The sequence below is a fragment of the Propionispora sp. 2/2-37 genome, from assembly GCF_001298735.1.
GTDB lineage: Bacteria > Bacillota > Negativicutes > Propionisporales > Propionisporaceae > Propionispora.
The window spans coordinates 100502-119785 of record NZ_CYSP01000010.1; the positions used below are offsets into that span (position 1 = coordinate 100502).

Annotated in this window: 16 protein-coding genes; 12 read left to right on the forward strand and 4 right to left on the reverse strand. The window is 46.7% G+C overall.

Annotated elements, in window-relative coordinates; translation table 11 throughout:
* Window positions 1-158: 158 nt before the first annotated feature.
* The gene (locus P22_RS12060; RefSeq protein ID WP_054260491.1) at window positions 159-1367 is read left to right on the forward strand and encodes a divergent polysaccharide deacetylase family protein; all 1209 of its coding nucleotides are present in this window, start codon (window positions 159-161) and stop codon (window positions 1365-1367) included.
* On the opposite strand, the gene P22_RS12065 is transcribed toward P22_RS12060, so the two are convergent.
* Window positions 1359-2201 (reverse strand): TIGR03915 family putative DNA repair protein, encoded by an 843-nt coding sequence (locus P22_RS12065; RefSeq protein WP_054260492.1) that lies wholly within the window; start codon window positions 2199-2201, stop codon window positions 1359-1361. The two genes, P22_RS12060 and P22_RS12065, sit on opposite strands and share 9 nt — an antisense overlap.
* 16 nt (window positions 2202-2217) lie before the next feature.
* The gene (locus P22_RS12070) at window positions 2218-3492 is read right to left on the reverse strand and encodes a putative DNA modification/repair radical SAM protein (RefSeq protein WP_054260493.1); all 1275 of its coding nucleotides are present in this window, start codon (window positions 3490-3492) and stop codon (window positions 2218-2220) included.
* Between the two features lie 292 nt (window positions 3493-3784).
* On the opposite strand from P22_RS12070, the gene P22_RS12075 reads away from it, so the two are divergent.
* From P22_RS12075 to P22_RS12090, 4 genes are all read left to right on the forward strand, one after another.
* Complete coding sequence (locus P22_RS12075) at window positions 3785-5425, forward strand: putative manganese-dependent inorganic diphosphatase (protein WP_054260579.1); 1641 nt, start codon at window positions 3785-3787, stop codon at window positions 5423-5425.
* 170 nt (window positions 5426-5595) lie between these two features.
* Window positions 5596-7806 (forward strand): DNA helicase PcrA, encoded by a 2211-nt coding sequence (gene pcrA, locus P22_RS12080; RefSeq protein ID WP_054260494.1) that lies wholly within the window; start codon window positions 5596-5598, stop codon window positions 7804-7806.
* Between the two features lie 31 nt (window positions 7807-7837).
* Window positions 7838-9871: an NAD-dependent DNA ligase LigA gene (ligA, locus tag P22_RS12085; RefSeq protein ID WP_054260495.1), complete on the forward strand. Its 2034-nt coding sequence runs from the start codon at window positions 7838-7840 to the stop codon at window positions 9869-9871.
* Between the two features lie 115 nt (window positions 9872-9986).
* Entirely contained in the window at window positions 9987-10526 is a 540-nt protein-coding gene (locus P22_RS12090) for a guanylate kinase (protein WP_054260496.1), read from the forward strand.
* 60 nt (window positions 10527-10586) lie between these two features.
* Here P22_RS12090 and P22_RS12095 read toward each other — a convergent pair whose 3' ends face one another.
* On the reverse strand, window positions 10587-11024 hold the full coding sequence (locus tag P22_RS12095) for a DMT family transporter (RefSeq protein ID WP_054260497.1): 438 nt from the start codon (window positions 11022-11024) through the stop codon (window positions 10587-10589).
* A 69-nt stretch (window positions 11025-11093) separates the two neighbouring features.
* Between P22_RS12095 and P22_RS12100 the strand changes: the two genes are divergently transcribed.
* Window positions 11094-11342, forward strand: coding sequence for a DUF2164 domain-containing protein (locus tag P22_RS12100; RefSeq protein WP_054260498.1), 249 nt, complete (start codon window positions 11094-11096; stop codon window positions 11340-11342).
* Between the two features lie 14 nt (window positions 11343-11356).
* Here P22_RS12100 and P22_RS12105 read toward each other — a convergent pair whose 3' ends face one another.
* Window positions 11357-11932: a hypothetical protein gene (locus tag P22_RS12105; protein ID WP_054260499.1), complete on the reverse strand. Its 576-nt coding sequence runs from the start codon at window positions 11930-11932 to the stop codon at window positions 11357-11359.
* A gap of 454 nt (window positions 11933-12386) precedes the next feature.
* On the opposite strand from P22_RS12105, the gene gatC reads away from it, so the two are divergent.
* From gatC to P22_RS12135, 6 genes are all read left to right on the forward strand, one after another.
* Window positions 12387-12677 (forward strand): Asp-tRNA(Asn)/Glu-tRNA(Gln) amidotransferase subunit GatC, encoded by a 291-nt coding sequence (gene gatC, locus P22_RS12110; RefSeq protein WP_054260500.1) that lies wholly within the window; start codon window positions 12387-12389, stop codon window positions 12675-12677.
* 50 nt (window positions 12678-12727) lie between these two features.
* Window positions 12728-14188 carry an Asp-tRNA(Asn)/Glu-tRNA(Gln) amidotransferase subunit GatA gene (gene gatA / locus P22_RS12115; RefSeq protein WP_054260501.1) on the forward strand — a complete coding sequence of 487 codons (1461 nt, stop codon included), beginning with the start codon at window positions 12728-12730 and terminating at the stop codon, window positions 14186-14188.
* 3 nt (window positions 14189-14191) lie between these two features.
* Entirely contained in the window at window positions 14192-15625 is a 1434-nt protein-coding gene (gene gatB / locus P22_RS12120; protein ID WP_054260502.1) for an Asp-tRNA(Asn)/Glu-tRNA(Gln) amidotransferase subunit GatB, read from the forward strand.
* Between the two features lie 132 nt (window positions 15626-15757).
* A complete protein-coding gene (locus P22_RS12125; protein WP_054260503.1) occupies window positions 15758-16447 on the forward strand; it encodes a CPBP family intramembrane glutamic endopeptidase in 690 nt (229 codons plus the stop codon).
* A gap of 30 nt (window positions 16448-16477) precedes the next feature.
* Window positions 16478-16729 carry a hypothetical protein gene (locus P22_RS12130; protein WP_054260504.1) on the forward strand — a complete coding sequence of 84 codons (252 nt, stop codon included), beginning with the start codon at window positions 16478-16480 and terminating at the stop codon, window positions 16727-16729.
* A gap of 112 nt (window positions 16730-16841) precedes the next feature.
* Window positions 16842-19262, forward strand: coding sequence for a Lon protease family protein (locus tag P22_RS12135; RefSeq protein ID WP_054260580.1), 2421 nt, complete (start codon window positions 16842-16844; stop codon window positions 19260-19262).
* Window positions 19263-19284: the final 22 nt, after the last annotated feature.

A 19284-nucleotide genomic window follows, 5' to 3' on the forward strand; every position in this document is an offset into this window, starting at 1 on the left:
ATAAAAGAGCCGTCGCAATTGCGACGGCTCTTTTATATACTGGGAGAAGAGGAACTTCGCAAACCCATCAGGCAGGATTTCTTTTTTTTTCAGGGAAGAATAATAACGTAATTATGATAAATTATGGATTGGTGTAATTAAAAAACAGGAGAGACGCTATGCTACAATACCGTAAATCTCTTGTTTGGTTTTTGGCTGTTATCTTAGCGGGATTTGCCGTGCTATACGGCTTTTACCGGCAGGGGTACCGGCCTAATGCTGACAAGAGTTATGAAATCCAAAAAACAGGTGCAGGGTCTGTGGTTGATTTTACGGCAGTTTCCCGTGAGATTCATGCTGCGGTGGATACCGTGCTGCGTAAGAAGCAATTGGTTCTGGAAAATCAGAAAGAGCTGGAGCAGGAAGTTGCTAAACCAGGGATGGAGGGCCTGGTAAAATGGCATATGCGTCAGGGAAGTTTAAAAGGACTGGATGGGCAGGCAGTAAAGGAACTGGAGCAAGCGTTTGAAGAAATGCCATTGGCTACAGAAATTAAGGTTTTAGCTGTCGAAAAAGCCGCTTACCAAGGACAGGAGGCGGTGCGGATAGATATAGGCCTGCGCCAGCAGTTGGAGGGGGAAGACATAACAGCCGTTACGGACCAGATATTTCTGCTGAAAAAGAACGGGATTTTATCAGGGGCGCAACAGCAAGTGAGGAAGACAGGGGAAAAGGGACTAATGGCAGTCATTATTGACGATTTTGGTTATCATCAGGAGCCGATCAAGGCTTTTAGCGAAATTGACCGTCCGCTTACCTTTGCTGTACTGCCCTATCGTTTTTTTACTAATGAAGCAGCTGTCAACGGCTTGCAATCAGGGCACCAAGTTATACTACATCTACCCATGGAACCTATAGATACGGCGATGCAATCGGAAGCCAGAACCATTACCGTGAATATGGGCAATGAGGAGATACAGAAAGCGGTGAAGGAAGCCATTCAGTCTGTGCCGGGCATTATCGGAGTAAATAACCACCAGGGATCAAAGGCAACTGAGAATGGCAGGGTGATGGAACAGGTGGTTACAGTAATGAAAGATGCCGGGTTGTTTTTTGTTGACAGCCGTACCAGCAGCCGGTCGGTGGCTATGAAGGTAGCACGGCAGATGGGAGTGCCGACAACAGAAAATGCACTGTTTCTGGATAATGATAATGCTGTGGATGCCATAAAAAAGCAGTTGCGGAATGCCGGGGACAGGGCAATACAACGGGGCAGTGTTACCGTGATTGGCCATGCGCGAATGACTACTGCCCAGGCCTTGCGGGAAATGATCCCGGAACTGGAAGGCAGGGGGATCAAGTTTGTATTTGTAGCGGATTTATTGTGAACTAGTATCAGAGGCAATTTCCTTTGGAGGGGTATTCAGACATCTGTTGCCCGTTTTGGGCAGTAATGGAGACCGGGTATTAGGAGTACGACAAAATTCGGTCATGTATTGCCAGTAATGCTTTGGCATATGACTCATCCGGCAGGTGGGATTATAACGCCCCTCAACGGCAATCGTATCATAAAACAACTGCCAAAGTTTGCGATAAGTCTGCTCTTGCTCGTCGGCTCCCGGCAGTTCGAGCTGTTCAACAGGAATAATGGCAGCCTGGTAGGGCTGATAGACTAAGCCCATACCATGTGTTTTGTCATGGATGAAAAAACTTTCCTGGGGATACCGTTCGCAAAAATGCTGTACCAGCAGTGGCAGTACCATATTTTGGGGCTCTATTTCAGCGATAAGAACCTGATTGACAATGGAAAAACGCAAAAAACCTTTTAACAGATGACTTTCCCGTTCCAGATGCCTAACCGCTTTAAAGAGTGTATTCACAACGTTGTTGGTTAACATGTTCACTACGGACGGGCCATGGCGGTATCCCAAGCGAAAAAATAGTAAAATGTATAATTCTTTTTGTGCAAGGCAGGTTAAAAAGGCGTGCCGTATAACATGCAGTGCTGCCTTCCCCAGCTTTTCGGGAATGGAAATCAATACCCGGTTGGCCTTTTGCGCGTCTGTCGGAATTGCTTTTGCAGGAAAAAGAAGAGAGGCGGCGGCATCCGGCGGGAGAATATCCAGCGGAATTTCCTTTTTCTCATAACTTTCAAACACACAGCATAGCAAACCGTCAAAACTTCCGTCGTAGCGATAAATTAGTTCAGATTGCACAGGCATTGCTGCTATCCTCCTGTCACGGTGTCTGTTCAAAAAGTGAAAGCTGTTTGCACTGCAGGGATACATTGGCTTGATATAATTCCAGCGTTTTTGCCGATAATAAAGAACGGAGCATGGTATTTTCCGTTATTTTTATACCGTCTGCTGTTCTCCCTTCGCAGGTGATGAAACACTGGGCTCGTTTCAGGACAACGCCCAGTTTTTTCAGACCGTCAAAGTGGAGTGCTCCGGTACGACGGGCGGCAATAATCCGTTTGGCACTGACGACGCCGATACCTGGTACCCGCAGCAGGTCGCGGTATGGTGCCCGGTTTACATCGACCGGGAAAAAATTCATATGCTGGAGTGCCCAGGTGCATTTAGGATCTAAATACGGATTGAAGCTCTGATGTTGTTGATCCAGGAGTTCGTTCGCGGTAAAACCGTAAAACCTTAGCAGCCAATCTGCCTGATAAAGCCGGTGTTCGCGCCATAGCGGCGGTTTAGTACCCAGTGACGGCAGGAGGCTGTTTTCCGTAATGGGCATATAGGCGGAGAAAAAGACCCGTTTTAGCTGGTATTTTTTATAAAGACCCTCGGTTACATTCAAAATTTGGAAGTCTGTGTCCGGTGTGGCACCAATGATCATTTGTGTACTTTGTCCGGCAGGGGCAAATCTTGGCGTATGGCGAAAGGTAATTATATCCCGTGAATTTTCCTGTATGCGGTTTTGAATATGACCCATGGGGGCAAAAATAGAATGTTTGGATTTATCAGGTGCCAAAAGCTGCAGACTGTTTTGCGACGGCAGCTCAATATTCACGCTCATGCGATCGGCCAGCATACCCAGGCAGGTGATCAGCGCATTGTCCGCTCCGGGAATGGCTTTGGCATGAATATAGCCGGAAAACCGATATTCCTCGCGCAGTATCCGGAGTGCCATGATCATTTGCTCACAGGTATAATCCGGGTTTTTTAGCACACCGGAACTCAAGAACAGCCCTTCAATGTAATTGCGGCGATAAAAGTTGATGGTCAGATCGGCTAATTCCCGTGGGGTAAAAGCGGTACGGGGAATGTCGTTTGACCGGCGGTTGACGCAATATTTACAATCATAAATACAGATATTGGTCATCAGGATTTTTAACAGAGAGATGCAACGGCCGTCCGCGGAAAAACTATGACAAATGCCGCAGGCAGCCGCACTGCCGATACCTCCTGGCGCCGCCTTTTTATTTACACCGCTGGAGGTGCAGGCAACATCATATTTCGCCGCATCCGTTAAGATTTGCAGCTTATCAAAAATATCCATTTTGTTAACTCCTTGCTTGCCAGTATGAATAAAACCTGCATAAAGCAGTTCCTTTTTTGTGCTGCGTATTGTACTTTATTACTATTATACAAATAGCGGATAAGTAAAACAAGTGTTTGGAGAACATTTGTTTGGTGTTGCTTTACAGGACAGTGGCAAGGTATACTGATAGTAGCATTGTAAAAATACCGAATATTTTTGCTATAATCGTACCGTATACAGGAAAACTAGTAAGAATTTGTACTGAGAATGATTGACAGGGTTTTATGAATATAATGACGGGGTGGTATATTTGTCGAAACCAATTTACATAATCGGTCATCGCAACCCGGACACGGATTCTATCTGTTCAGCCATTGGGTATGCGCATTTGAAACGTTCTTTGGGGGCTAATGTGATCGCCGCCCGGGCCGGCAGGATAAACGCGGAAACCAAATATGTCCTGGAAGCGCTTGGCGTAGAAGCACCACCGTTAATCAGTGATTTATATCCACGCGTAAAAGACGTCATGAATTATACATCGGTGGCCGTCAGCCCCCGGTCTACGCTGCGCGAATTAGGCAGTATCATGAAACAGCATAAAATGAAATCCATTGCCGTCATCGACGAGGAAACTAAAAAACTGGTGGGCGTGGTGTCGGTTGGTGATCTGGCAAACCGGTATTTTGAAGAAATTGAAATGCAGGATTTGGCACAGGCCGGTGTCGACTTTTACAGTGTCCAGAGGGCATTGGACGGCGAAGTGGTATGCGGCAAAAATTTGGAACGCAAGGTACAAGGAGAAGTACGGATTGCTGCGGCACGGATTTTTACCATCCTGAATATTGCCAAGCCCGGTGATATTATGCTGGTATCAAATAATTTTGACGCCCAAATGGCGTGTATTGAAAAAGGGGTTGCCTGTTTGATTGTTACGAGCGAACGGGCCATCGAAGAAGAGGTCATTGCAGCTGCCAACAAGCAAGGCGTGATTATTATTCGTTCTCCTTATGATACCTACACTTGTGCACGGCTGATTAATCAAAGTATTCCGGTTAGCATGATGATGCAAAGGAAGACGGTGTCCTTCCGGTCTGACGATTTATTGAGTGACGTGAAAAAGGTAATGGCCAGCACCAATTACCGGAGTTATCCGGTTGTAGATCACGGTAAACTGGTGGGGTATATCACCCGGGATCATTTACTTACCAAGAAAAAAGAAAAGGTCATATTAGTGGATCATAACGAACACAGTCAGGCGGTAGAGGGTATTGAAGAGGCAAAAATTATCGAAATTATCGACCATCATCGTCTGGGCGGTCTGCAAACCAGCGAACCCATCTTTATCCGTCATGAACCGGTAGGCTGCACGGCCACTATCGTGGCTAACATGTTATGGCACCGGGATATTGAAATACCGCCTAAAATTGCAGGTTTACTGATGGCTGCCATTGTATCGGATACGATGCTGTTTAAATCACCGACGGCAACGCCTAAGGACCGGGATACGGCAGAAAAACTAGCCATGTTGGCAGGTCTTGACCTGGAAGAGTTTGGCATGGCTATGCTGCGGGCTGGGACAAGGCTGGGAGATATGACGGTGACGGAACTTCTTCATTATGATGTAAAAGAGTTCCAGATTGGTGAGTATCGCGTTGCGGTAGCTCAGCTGTCGGTTCTTGATCCGGAAGAACTTTTGGCGGCCAGGGAACAAATCCAGGCGGACATAGAAAATATGTGCAAACGGAATAATTATGACATTGTTTTATTTATGATTACCGATATCATCAAAGAAGGGACTCATCTGTTATTTGGTGGAAAACAAAAGGTGCTGATTGCCGAAGCGTTTGGCAGCAGCGAAGATGACGGGGTATTATATTTGCCGGGGGTTATGTCGCGCAAAAAACAAATTATTCCTCCGCTGTCGGAAGCGGCACGGGAAAAATCTTTGTAGGGGTCGCTTTATCTTGATTGCGGAGTGATGCGCCGAAGGGAGTGAGTTTTCATTTCCTTCGGCGCAATTTATGACATAACCGGGTAAAGTTAGTGTGATGTGACAGGAAAAACAGTTCGAATGAAGAAAAAAGGATAAGAATCTTATATTATAGTTCTGGAGAGGAATACATGAATAGTATGCTAAATCAATTGAATCCGGCTCAGGTATCGGCGGTCACTCACCGTAACGGTCCATTACTGATTATGGCGGGAGCCGGTTCAGGAAAAACCAAAGTGTTGACCTGCCGTATAGCCTATCTGTTGGAGCAAGGTGTAAAACCATGGAATATTCTGGCTATTACGTTTACCAATAAAGCGGCCGCGGAAATGAAAGAACGTGTGCATAATATGGTGGGGGCGGTGGCCAGGGATATATGGCTCAGCACCTTTCATTCTTTTTGCGCGCGCTTTTTGCGAATGGAAATTGAATACCTGGGAAGATATAAAAAGAATTTTGTCATTTACGATGCCGGCGACACACTGGCACTGGTGAAAATATGTTTACGGGAGTTAAACTTAGACGAGAAGCAGTATGCACCCCATGGCATTCAGTCTACGATTTCGAATGCCAAAAATGCACTCTTGGATGCCCGGGCCTTTGCACGTGATGCGGATAATTTCCATGCAAAAAAAGTTGCCGAGGTTTACGAATTGTATCAACAAAAGCTTCTCAATAACAATGCGCTTGATTTTGACGATTTGCTGATGTTGTCCGTGCAACTGCTGGAACAGAATGCGGAGGTGAGACAGCGGTATCAGCAGAAATTTCAGTACATTATGATTGATGAATACCAGGATACCAACCGTGCCCAATATTTATTGGCCCGTCTTCTGGCTGAACAGCACCGGAACTTATGTGTCGTTGGTGATGCCGACCAGAGTATCTATGCCTGGCGGGGTGCTGATATACGGAATATCATGGATTTTGAGCAGGATTATCCCGAAGCCGTTATCGTAAAACTGGAACAGAACTACCGGTCAACCCAGGTCATACTGGATGCTGCAAACGCGGTTATTGAGAACAACAGTGAGCGTAAACCCAAAGTATTATGGACCGATAACCCGGAAGGTGAATTAATCACCCATTATCTTGCGCAGGACGAACGGGATGAAGCCCAGTTTATTGCCGGAATGATTACGAAATTGAATACGGTATATAATACATCATACGGGAACGTGGCGGTTCTGTACCGCACCAATGCACAATCACGGGTTGTAGAAGAAGCCTTTATGAAGCAGGGGATTCCCTACACCATGGTTGGCGGCCTGAAATTCTACGACCGTAAGGAGATAAAAGACATACTGGCGTATGTGAAAGTTATTTTCAATCCGGCGGATACAATGAGTCTGCTGCGCATTATCAATGTCCCCAGACGCGGTATTGGCGATACCACCATTGGCCGGCTGAACGATTTTGCCGTCCGGAACAATATGACTTTGTTCGATGTGATCAGCAATCCCGATTTAGTCCTTGATTTACAGGCAAGAGCCAAACGGCCGCTGGAATCGCTGGCGGAACTGATTTTTAATCTGATGGCGGCTGCCGGCAGCCTGCCGGTAGTACAACTGCTGGAAAGGGTTATGAAAGAAACCGGCTATATAGCAGAACTGGAAAAAGAAGCGACCGTTCAGGACGAAGCCCGGCTGGAGAATTTGCGTGAATTGTTGACGGTAGCAAAAGAGTTTGCCGCCGCCGAGGAAGAAAATACCCTGGAGAATTTCCTCAGTCATGTTTCCCTGGTATCAGATATCGACACGGCAGAACTGGCTGATGAACGGGTTACATTAATGACATTGCATTCGGCCAAGGGACTTGAGTTTCCGGTGGTTTTTCTCGCCGGCCTGGAAGAGGGGATTTTCCCGCATGCGCGAACCTTAATGAATGAAGCTGAAATCGAGGAAGAGCGCCGTATTTGCTATGTGGGGATAACCCGGGCACGACGCAAGCTGTATCTTTCCCATGCCCGCATGCGAACAATCTATGGCCGGACATCTATGTATCCGCCTTCCCGCTTTTTGACGGAAATTCCAACTTCGCTGCTCGAACGGTACCAGGCACCGCGTGAATCTTATTCTGTTAGCCCAAGAACAGGCAGCTTTGGTATGCAAAAAACGGCTTTGCCAAGATCTATGGCGCAGGGAAGGGACAGTCAGGCGACTGACACTTCCCCGCATAGTACCGATTGGCGTCCTGGCGATAAGGCCCGGCATGGCAAGTGGGGAGTGGGAACAGTTGTGGAAGTGCGCGGGACGGGCGAAAGCCAGGAGCTTAGAATTGCTTTTCCCAATCAGGGAATCAAACAACTCATGGTTAAGTTTGCACCCATCAATAAAGTGTAATCAGCCTTATCATTTTTCCGGGAGTGATGTTATGCCGAGTAGTAATTTGCCAGAGAACGCAGAAGCGGCAAAAGCAGAAATTCGAGAATTAAGGACTCAAATCAATTATCATAATCACCGGTATTACGTACTGGATAATCCGGATATTGAAGATAAAGAGTATGACTTGTTAATGCGACGTTTAATTACACTGGAAACGGCTTACCCGGAATTGATAACCGGGGACTCACCCACGCAACGGGTAGGGGGGGCACCGGCGGAAGGGTTCCTTCGTGTCGCTCATCTGACGCCGATGCGCAGCCTGGGCAATGCCTTTTCAGAGGAAGAGCTTATGGCCTTTCATCAGCGGGTCATCAATGGTCTGGCACAAACGGCAGACATTGAATATGTGGTTGAATTAAAAATTGACGGACTGGCTATAGATCTGGTGTATGAAAATGGACGTTTGATCCGGGGGGCTACCCGTGGCGACGGCTATGAGGGGGAAGATGTAACCGGTAATATCCGAACTATCCGTTCGGTACCTTTGGCTTTGGAGCACGAAAGCCTGGCTATCCCCCCACTGCTGGAGGTGCGGGGGGAAGTATACATGCCCCGCAAAGCTTTTGACCGGCTGAATAGGGAACGAAGTGCTGCGGGGGAGCCGCCGTTTGCCAATCCCCGTAATGCTGCTGCCGGTTCCTTGCGGCAATTGGATCCGCAAATGACATCAAAACGGGCGCTGGATGTTTTTATCTATGGAATCGGGATCCATGAGGGAGTCGACATCCAAACACATACGCAAATGCTGCAATATTTACAAAAACTGGGATTTAAGATTAATCCGTTGTACCGGGTGTTTAAACGGATTGAAGATGTTGTCGGATATTGTACGGAGTGGGCGCAGAAGCGTGGAGACTTAGCCTATGATATTGACGGAATGGTTGTAAAAGTAAATGACTTAGCCGGTCAGGAAAGGCTTGGCTTTACGGCAAAAGACCCGCGGTGGGCGATCGCTTATAAGTTTCCTGCCGAACAGGCTGTTACCGTGGTCGAGGATATTTTTACCGGGGTCGGCCGGACCGGTGTGTTAACGCCGACAGCCATTTTACGGCCGGTGAAAGTGGCCGGTTCGACGGTTAGCCGGGCTACGCTGCACAATCAGGATTTTATTAACGAGAAGGATATCCGTATTGGTGACACCGTTATCATTCATAAGGCCGGGGAAGTTATTCCGGAGGTTATTGGGGTTATTGTGGAAAAACGTATGGGAAAAGAGCAGCCTTTTGTAATGCCCGCCGCTTGTCCGGAATGTGGATGGCCGGTGGTCCGGCAGCAGGGGGAAGCAGCTCACAAATGTACCAATGCGCACTGCCCGGCGCTGTTCCGTGAGGGGCTGATTCATTTTGTCTCACGTGACGCTATGAACATAGAGGGATTGGGCCCTTCTATTTTAACGGCTTTGATTGATGCCAAACTGGTAACCAGTGCCGCTGACTTGTATACATTGACTGCCGGACAAATTATCAATCTGGAACGAATGGGAGACAAATCGGCGCAGAATCTGCTAGCGGCGATTGAGGCCAGTAAACAAGCGGGTTTAGCCAGATTATTATATGCTCTAGGCATCCGGTTTGTCGGGGTGAAAGCGGCCGGTATTATTGCCAGACACTTTGGCTGTATGCAAGCCGTCAGGGAAGCGAGTTTTGCTTCACTGACTGAATTGAACGAAATTGGTGAAAAAACCGCTGAAAGTATTGTCGCTTTTTTTGCTGTTCCGGAAAATCTGGAATTTATCGAGAGACTGGAAGCTGTTGGAGTTGTGATGACGGAAGAAAAACCGCAGCAAACTGCCAGTCAGTTACTTCAAGGAAAAACCTTTGTATTAACAGGTATCTTGCCAACCATGACCAGAACGGAGGCTACTGCCGTGATTGAGCGCCTGGGAGGAAAGGTAACCGGTTCGGTAAGCAAAAAGACAGATTATGTTTTAGCAGGTAGTGAGGCCGGGAGCAAATTAGATAAAGCCCGGAATTTAGGGATTGAAATTTTGACTGAGGAACAGTTCCGCCAATTGGTGGAATAGGACTAAGGTCTCAATCCGCGGTTTGTGGGTAGGTTTCTGTGGCAAATCATGGTATGATAAGCATAGAACAGATACGAGTTGGTCGACCGATCAGTTGCAACTAGGAGGGGTGACTATGCATAAGGTGTATGCCATTATTGGACCTCCGGCTTCCGGAAAAACATCCATTGTAAAGGGGTTGTTTGCCGGATACAGAGTTCCGGCTCTTGTCAGCCATACGACACGTCAGCCAAGGACCGGGGAAGAACAGGGAAAAGACTATTACTTTGTCGGCGAGGAAGAATTTTCCCGCACCGTTTTTTTGGAAAAAGCAAATTATTCGGGGTATTTCTATGGGTTGAGCAAAGAAGAAGTGGTGAATAAAGTGGGGGTACATCCGGTTTCGGTGGTAGATATCACCCTGGCCGGCTTTGAACAACTGAAAAAGGTACTGGGAGAACGGGTTGCCGCTATTTATCTCCTGGTAGATAAAGATACGGTCATTAACCGTTATATCCTGCGGGGAGATGATGCCGCAGTTATCAATAAAACCATTGAGTATGCTCAACAACGCGGGGAATTTAATAACTGGGAAATTGCTGACCATGTTGTGAAGAATACCGGAGAACTGGATATTGCCTTACGGCAAGTTGCGGCAATTATGAATCTTACATAATGGATTGTAGCGGTAAAAAAAGACAGCCTGTCAAGTAAGGCTGTCTTTTTATGAAGCAAGTCAATATTTTTGTATCAGGTATACTCCGGCCACCAACAGGACAAGCCCGCCTAAACGCAAGGGGCTGACCGGATGCAGGGTAAATCCGAGCAGGCCGAAATGTTCCAGCAGCAGTGCTAGAAAAAGCTGGCCGAAAACGACCAAACTGAGCATATTGGCAGGGCCGATTTCGGGGGTCAGTACGATAACGGCGTAGACAAAAAATGCTCCCAGGATGCCGCCGGTCCATTTCCACCAACTGACAAGGCTTAACGAAGCAAGTGAAGGGAGCGGTCCGTTGTAGAAGTACATACATAGAAATAGAACCAAGGTGCCGACGGTAAAGCTGGCAAGAGAAGCGGCCACCGGGTTCTGCAGGGCACTGCGCAGCTGTGTATTGACGCCCGTCTGGAAAGTTACGGCAAGACCTGCACAAAAGGCTAGAAAAAAGTAGATCATTGTACTCCTCCATAAAATTGAAATGATAATTGCGTCGTTATAGTAGAAACGGGTAAAGAGGTGATTTTTATGCAGGACATTCAGTTGGAAAAGGCAGTCCGGCAAGAAATAATGGGTTATCTTAAAGAGTTTTTCAGCAAAGAACGGGACGAAGAATTAAGCGATTTTCAGGCGGATATGATTCTGGATTTCGTAATTAAAAAGATTGGCCCCCATTTGTATAATCAGGCTTTAAGCGATGCCCATGCGCTGATGAGTAAAAAGATAGAGGATATTTATAGCTTGGAAAAACGAATTAGCATAAAAGGAAATGGATAATGGCATGGACGCCATCAGCCTTCACGGTAATTCGGGAGTTTTTTTAGCAGATAATACATCATGTCATCGGTGATATAGTCCGGAAATGCCGTCGGCATGGCAGCGCCATGGTAGGATTTCCTGTCGCGAACCTCAATATAGTTCTGAGAAGCCCGCTGATAGCTGGCCAGGCGTATAGCTACATTGGTTTCCTGAATTTGTTCGCCGTCCCAGCGGGTGTAGCTAAAGTCCCGATAGGAAGTTACCTCGGCGGCGATGACAATGTCCGCAGAAGTTTTTTCGGCAATGGCAGCAAGCATATTCCGATTAACCGACAGCTTGTTTTTTTCAGGCTGCAGCACAGTCATTGCCTCTTTTACCGTAGCTGCCGGCAAAATTTCAAAAACCGGTACGATCGAAGACAGGGATGTATGGAATTTTTTATGGAGCCCATTCGCTATGATGCTCTCGATCTCAGGACTTAATGCCACATGAGCAGAGGTTAGTACCGGTAGGATGGCTACTTTTTGCGGTGTTGCAGCCGAACAGGTGGTGAAACTGCCGGAAAGAAGAAGGAAAGCAAACGAAAAGCTGAGAATAAAATTTCGCATCAGACATCACTCCCAGTGATTAAGATTTGTTTTTATCACATAGTTTGATTCCCTGACTTTAAACAATAGGAGGGGACATTGAAAAAAGTGACAGGTACATCTTTTTATTTATTTCATGATCACCGCTGATTTATCCTTCAGCCGGTAAAGAAGACTTTTGTATTTTTCAGCGATGGGCAATTCGATTTATTTTACACGATTTTTACTTCTTTTTAACAATACTATGTCCGTATTATGTCATAATTTAAGTATGAAAGATGAACACTTCTCCCCTCACTATAGATAAAAATAGATAAAAAGAAGGCGCAGGTTGTCTGTATGGCAACCTGTGTTTTCTTTTTGCAGGATATTCTGTAATCAACCGTTTCATTCTTTTCCAGCCGTGGTATAATATTATGGTATGATAAAGCCAAATAGGGAATAATTGTGAAACTTTAGTTTGGATGGTGAAGAAATGAAGATTACGCGAAATCACGTGGAAAAGGTTGCACTCTTGTCAAGACTGGAAATGCCGGAAAGCGAATTAGAGGCATTTACCGAGCAATTAAACGCTATTTTAGAATATGCCGATTCACTCAACAGGGTGGACACTACTGGTATTCAGCCAACGGCACATGTCCTTCCCTTGAAGAATGTCATGCGGGCCGATGAAGTAAAACCTTCTTTGCCGCGTGAACTGGCGCTGTCAAATGCTCCGGAGCAGGAAGACGGCTATTTCAAAGTGCCTAAAATTATAGAAGGGTAAAGAAAATACAGGGTGAATTTACAGGCGGACAGCCTTTAGGGAGGACAAGTATGGAACTATTTACATACACAGCACAACAGCTACATCAGAAATTAATTGATAAAGAGATATCGGCAGTTGAGATTACAAAAGCGGTATTATCCCGGATGGATCAGGTGGAAGAACGGGTCAGGGCATACATTACCCAGACACGTGATACCGCTCTCCGGCAGGCACAGGTGGTAGACGAAAAATTGGCCAGGGGAGAAACGATTGTGCCTTTAGCCGGTATCCCGGGAATCATTAAGGATAACATGTGCACCAGGGGAATTAAAACGACCTGTGCGTCGCATATGCTGGAAAATTTCGTCCCGCCGTATGATGCGACCGTTATCGAAAAATTGGCGGTAGAGGGAATGGTTATGACCGGCAAGGCCAATATGGACGAGTTCGCCATGGGTGGTTCCACGGAGAACTCCGGTTTCTTTCCCACGCGCAATCCCTGGGATATGGACCGGGTACCTGGCGGCTCAAGCGGCGGTTCGGCGGCGGCTGTTGCGGCAGGAGAGGCGATTTGGGCTCTGGGGTCGGATACCGGTGGCTCCATTCGCCAGCCGGCAGCTTATTGTGGTGTGGTCGGGATGAAACCCACCTACGGCCGGGTTTCGCGTTATGGCTTGGTGGCATTTGCTTCTTCGCTGGATCAGATTGGACCGATTACCCGCGACGTGACGGATTGTGCTTTGGTGATGAATGCCATTGCCGGCTACGATCCCAAGGATTCGACATCCATTAACGCCGCTGTACCGGATTATACCCAAGCCCTGGTACCGAATGTAAAGGGACTTAAAATCGGCATACCCCGGGAATATTTTGTTGACGGTATGGATACGGAAGTTGAGCACACTGTGCGCAAAGCGATTGAACAACTGGTGGCTTTAGGGGCTGAATGCAAGGAAATTGCCATGCCGAACACGGAATATGCCCTGTCCGCTTATTATCTGATTGCGCCGGCCGAAGCCAGCTCCAATCTGGCCAGATATGACGGCGTCGGGTTTGGTCACCGTGAACCTGGCAACGATATTGTCGCGATGTATAAAAAAACGCGCAGCGAAGCTTTTGGCCCGGAAGTCAAACGCCGGATCATGCTGGGAACGTATGCATTAAGTTCAGGCTATTATGACGCGTATTATCTCAAGGCACTGCAGGTACGTACCTTGGTCAAACAGGATTTTGACAGGGCTTTTGAAGACGTGGATGTACTCGTTACGCCGACCGCGCCGACAACCGCTTTTAAAATCGGCGAAAAGACCAACGATCCGCTGGCTATGTATGTGCAGGATATCTGCACTATTCCGGTCAATCTTGCCGGTGTACCCGGAATATCCGTTCCGTGCGGTTTTGCCGGAGGCTTGCCGGTAGGCATGCAGATTATCGGCAAGCCTCTGGACGAGGAAACAATCATCCGTGTGGCGTATACGTTTGAACAGAGTAATGATTATCATAAGCGTTTTGCGCCGGTGGGAGGTTAGAATATGGATTATGAAATTGTAATAGGTCTTGAGGTTCATTCCGAATTAAAAACAAAATCGAAAATTTTCTGCGGGTGCAGCACACAATTCGGTTCGGAGCAAAACACTAATGTTTGTCCGGTATGTTTGGGACTGCCGGGTGTATTGCCGGTGATTAACGAAAAGGTTGTAGAGTTCGCCATCCGTGCCGGACTGGCGCTTAATTGCGAAATTTTGCCGTTCAGCAAATTTGACCGGAAAAACTATTATTATCCGGATTTGCCGAAAAACTTTCAAACTTCACAATATGATTTACCGATTGCCGTGAAGGGGTATCTGGATATTGAAGTCGACGGACAGGTAAAACGCATTGGCATTACCAGGGTTCATATGGAGGAGGATGCCGGTAAACTGGTGCATTCCGGCACCATCAATAAATCCGACTATGCCCTGGTTGATTATAACCGCACCGGTGTGCCTTTGATCGAAATCGTTTCCGAACCGGATATCCGCACGCCGGAAGAGGCAAAAGCCTATCTGGAAAAACTCAAGGCCATACTGCAGTATATTGACGTATCCGACTGCAAAATGGAAGAAGGCAGTTTACGTTGTGATGCGAATATTTCTCTCCGGCCGCGGGGAACGGAAACGTTTGGCACCAAAGCGGAAATTAAAAATCTAAATTCCTTCCGTTCGGTACAACGGGGCTTAGAATATGAAGCCCTGCGGCAAGAACAAGTACTGGAGGAGGGCGGACGCGTGATTCAGGAAACACGTTCCTGGGATGAAGCAAAAGGGGTTACCCTGACGATGCGCAGCAAAGAGCAGGCCGATGACTACCGTTATTTTCCCGAACCTGATCTGGTGCCGGTTGTTGTGGATCCTGCCAAAGTGGAAGAGATACGGGACAATTTGCCCGAACTGCCGGATGCAAGGCAAAAACGGCTGATCCGGGATTACGGCCTTTCCTCTTACGACGCCGGTATAATTACGGCCAGTAAAGCCATGGCCGATTATTTTGATGAAACGGTACGCCATAAAATTGATGCCAAAGCGGCGGCTAACTGGCTGATGGGCGAGGTATCCAAACACCTGAACACTGCGGGCCTGTCAATTGAAGAGTGTCCGGTTGCACCGGCTCGGCTGGCGGGAATGCTTGCCTTGATTGAAAAGGGAACGATATCCGGGAAAATTGCCAAAACAGTATTTGAAGAAATGTGGTCAACCGGAAAGGATGCCGACACGGTTGTGAAAGAAAAAGGATTGGTTCAGATTACGGACGAAGGTGCGATCGTTGGCATTGTAGAAGCGGTCATTGCGGCTAATCCGCAGTCTGTAGAGGATTTTAAGGCCGGAAAAGACAAGGCCATCGGCTTCCTGGTCGGGCAGATTATGAAACAGACCAAGGGTCGGGCCAATCCCGAACTGGTCAATAAATTATTGCGGGAAAGGTTATAGAGGAAAAGAAGCGGGTGACCGCTTCTTTTTTTTGTGTGAATAACGGAAAAACGGAAAAAATATCTTGGCATTAAACAAAATAGGCTCGTGCATAATGGTAGTAAATAGAGTAGAACAAAAGAAGGTAACCAGATGCTGCCGGAAAAGGTAAACTGGAATATCAAAACATTGATTGCCGTTTATGTTTTGCGCATTGTTTTAGGGTTGCTCATCGTACAGACCATCTATCCTTTGTTTACGACGGTTACCAGTTTTATGGTGGAAATGACCGACCGGATTATTGTTATCCTACTTGTATGGCTGGTTATTTCCAGAGGAGAGGCTAAATTCAGCGATTTGGGGTTAGCCTTCCAATCGGTTAGATATTTTGTCCAAAACAGCATCTTGGGAGTAACTGCCGGTGTATTGCTGCTTTTCGCCAGTATCTTCAGTGAGCAATATTATACCACCTGGTTATTGCTGACTCCGGCACCTCACCCTTTAGCCCTGCAGGCACAATATGCGGGTTCCTGGCAGCAATTGCTGCCGCCGCTGTTTCTGGCCGGTATAGCCGCTCCGGTATCGGAAGAAATCTTATACCGTTTATTCACTTTTCTGCCGCTTAAGGAACGCTGGGGAGTATGGGGAGGAGCATTTGGCAGTGCCGCTATTTTTACCTTAATGCATTTTAACGTCTACTGGTTAGGAGAAATGATGGTGGTCGGTACGGGGCTTGCGCTCTTGTACTCCTGGCGTGGTTCGCTTATCAGTGCCATATGGGCCCATGCTTTTGTGAATATAAGCAAAATGCTTATGATTTTTTGGGGAATATCACCGGTCTGAGTATAAACCATCGGTAAGGGAGGTTTTTTTATGCCGCGCTGTTTGGACTGCGGGAATACCAAAAGCTTTGTTTCCAGCGTTGTGTCTCCTGCATCGCAGTATGCCAATGGACCGCTTTCCGGGTTAATCGCAGATTTTGCCGATGAAACATTGCAGCAAGTGACCAGTCTGGGTGCTGATAAAAAAACCATTAATGCCGCCAATGCCAAACCGCAGGAATTTTTTGATACCTGTTTTTATTGTGGCAGTCAGCAAATTAGCTGGGAAAAGGATTTACCATAGGTAGAGGCGAACCTTATACAGCAATCAGCAATATATTGAAGAAGAAGGGCCTGCAAACCAGAAGTGTTTTATGGGTAAAGTTTACAAGAATGAGGAAGAGGGGAATAAAGGCATGACAAAATGGAATGAACTACCTGTGGAAAAACTTCGCTTTATCTGTGAAGAAAGTATATTAAATTTTGATACAACAGCCACCGTACCTCCTCTGGATGTTATGATTGGACAAGAACGAGCTGTTAAGGCAGTGGAATTCGGCCTTTATACCAAAAATGCCGGATATAATATTTTTATTTCCGGTTTAGTAGGAACCGGAAAAATCACCTACGCTAAAACCGCCGTTGCCAAAACGGCGGCCAAACGGGTCGATTTGCCGCTGGATTGGTGTTATGTAAATAATTTTCATAATGCGGCCCAGCCTAAGGCATTGTCTTTGCCGGCAGGGATGGGCTGTCAATTTCAAAGTGATATGAAGAAACTGATTGAGGAATTAAAAAGTGATATTGCCAAAGTGTTCAGCGGGGAAGAATACGAACAATCGAAGGCGGATCTGGCAAAAACCTTTCAGGATAAACGTACCTTGATCATTGAGGGTTTTAATAAAAAAGCCGAAGAAATGGGGATACAGCCCCAATGGTCGACCACCGGGTTCGCCGGGTTGCCCATGGTTGACGGTAAGGCGATTACTCAGGAGGAATTTAAAAATCTGGGGGCGGAAGAACGTGAAGGAATTGAAAAAAACGCCTTAGCCGTTCATGAAAAAGCAATGGAAGTAATCCGGCGCCTGCAGGTTCTAGAGCGTGAGGTGCGTGAAGAACTAAAAAGCCTGGACGGGAAAATTGGTTTATTTGCGGTTGGGCATTTAATCGAAAGCTTAGCAGCCAAGTATAAAGATTTTGCCGAAGTTACGGAATATCTGGAAGCAGTAAAAAATGATATCGTTACCAATATAAATGATTTTAAACCGGCTCAGATAGATGAAGAGCAAAACCCGCTGCTGTTATTCAGAAGAAATATGCAGGACAGCGGGAAGGATAAGTACAAGGTCAACTTAGTTGTTGACAACAGTGATACCAAGGGGGTACCTGTTGTTGTCGAAACCAACCCCACCTACTATAATTTAGTAGGCAGGGTTGAATACGAAACCCGCATGGGGATGGTCAGCACCGATTATACCATGATAAAAGCAGGGGCTTTGCACCGGGCCAATGGCGGCTATCTGATTCTGAATGTTCGTGATGTCCTCACGAATATCGGGGCATGGGAAGCGTTAAAGCGCATACTGAAAACCAGAAAACTGTTTATTGAAAATTTGGGTGAGCAGTATGGCATGCTGGCCATGGCCTCCTTAAAGCCGGAGCCTATCCCGGTCAATGTCAAAGTTGTGCTTATCGGCAGTCCGCAAATGTATTATTTATTATATAATTATGATGAAGATTTCCGTAAATTATTTAAAGTACATGCTGATTTTGATGTGCAAATGGATAATAACCCAGCCAATGTGAAAAAACTGGCAGGCTTTATCAGCTCTACAGTGGAACGGAAGCAGCTTAAACATTTTGACCGTTCCGCCGTTGCTCAGGTAGTGGAATATTGTTGTCGCTTGGCCGGCAATCAAAAAAAATTAACTACCCGTTTTAACGAAGTGGTAGAAATTTTATGTGAAGCCGACGTTTGGGCCGCTCTGGATAACTGTGAGTTTGTACAATCCCGGCATGTAAAAAAGGCCGTTGAGGAAAAACGGTACCGGGCCAATAAATACGAAGAACGTCTGCAGGAGATGTTTGCCGAAGGAAAATTCCTTCTGGATACAGGAGAGGAAAAAGTCGGCCAGGTCAACGGCTTGGCAGTATTAGCGGTAGGCGAGTATATGTTCGGCAAACCGTCACGCATTACGGCCAATACCTATTTAGGTAAAAGTGGTGTGATCAATATTGAGCGGGAAACCAAAATGAGCGGCAGCAGTCATACCAAGGGAGTTCTGATTCTTAGCGGTTATATGGGAGAGAAATTTGCCCAAAGGCAGCCGCTGACGCTGACAGCCAGCATCACTTTTGAACAGACGTATGACGGCGTAGATGGCGACAGTGCCTCCAGTACGGAACTATATGCCATTTTATCCAGCCTGTCCGGGCTGCCTATTAAACAATACATTGCCGTTACCGGATCGGTGAACCAAAAAGGTGAGATTCAGCCTATCGGCGGCGCTACACAAAAAATCGAGGGATTTTTTGCAGTATGTAAAATGAAAGGCTTGACCGGCAAACAGGGGGTGATGATTCCCTGGCAAAATGCTGATGATCTTACCCTTAATGAAGAAATAACCGAAGCCGTGCGGCAAGGTCAGTTTCATATTTATGCCGTAAAAACCATTGATGAAGGAATTGAAATATTGACCGGCGTTCCAGCAGGTGAGGCAGCACCAGACGGAAGTTATCCGGAGGGAACGGTGCATCATTTGGTGGCCAAAAAATTGGATGAATACATGCAGACGTTAATCAAAATCGGCAAAAGTGTCGAAAGTGAACAAAAATAGCACAAAAAGTTATGACGGATCA

Excerpts from the sequence above, each read along its gene's own strand:
- P22_RS12060 (WP_054260491.1), top strand. The coding sequence starts at position 159 with ATGCTACAATACCGTAAATCTCTTGTTTGGTTTTTGGCTGTTATCTTA.
- P22_RS12065 (WP_054260492.1), bottom strand. The coding sequence starts at position 2,201 with ATGCCTGTGCAATCTGAACTAATTTATCGCTACGACGGAAGTTTTGAC.
- P22_RS12070 (WP_054260493.1), bottom strand. The coding sequence starts at position 3,492 with ATGGATATTTTTGATAAGCTGCAAATCTTAACGGATGCGGCGAAATAT.
- pcrA (WP_054260494.1), top strand. The coding sequence starts at position 5,596 with ATGAATAGTATGCTAAATCAATTGAATCCGGCTCAGGTATCGGCGGTC.
- ligA (WP_054260495.1), top strand. The coding sequence starts at position 7,838 with ATGCCGAGTAGTAATTTGCCAGAGAACGCAGAAGCGGCAAAAGCAGAA.
- P22_RS12090 (WP_054260496.1), top strand. The coding sequence starts at position 9,987 with ATGCATAAGGTGTATGCCATTATTGGACCTCCGGCTTCCGGAAAAACA.
- P22_RS12095 (WP_054260497.1), bottom strand. The coding sequence starts at position 11,024 with ATGATCTACTTTTTTCTAGCCTTTTGTGCAGGTCTTGCCGTAACTTTC.
- P22_RS12100 (WP_054260498.1), top strand. The coding sequence starts at position 11,094 with ATGCAGGACATTCAGTTGGAAAAGGCAGTCCGGCAAGAAATAATGGGT.
- P22_RS12105 (WP_054260499.1), bottom strand. The coding sequence starts at position 11,932 with ATGCGAAATTTTATTCTCAGCTTTTCGTTTGCTTTCCTTCTTCTTTCC.
- gatC (WP_054260500.1), top strand. The coding sequence starts at position 12,387 with ATGAAGATTACGCGAAATCACGTGGAAAAGGTTGCACTCTTGTCAAGA.
- gatA (WP_054260501.1), top strand. The coding sequence starts at position 12,728 with ATGGAACTATTTACATACACAGCACAACAGCTACATCAGAAATTAATT.
- gatB (WP_054260502.1), top strand. The coding sequence starts at position 14,192 with ATGGATTATGAAATTGTAATAGGTCTTGAGGTTCATTCCGAATTAAAA.
- P22_RS12125 (WP_054260503.1), top strand. The coding sequence starts at position 15,758 with ATGCTGCCGGAAAAGGTAAACTGGAATATCAAAACATTGATTGCCGTT.
- P22_RS12130 (WP_054260504.1), top strand. The coding sequence starts at position 16,478 with ATGCCGCGCTGTTTGGACTGCGGGAATACCAAAAGCTTTGTTTCCAGC.
- P22_RS12135 (WP_054260580.1), top strand. The coding sequence starts at position 16,842 with ATGACAAAATGGAATGAACTACCTGTGGAAAAACTTCGCTTTATCTGT.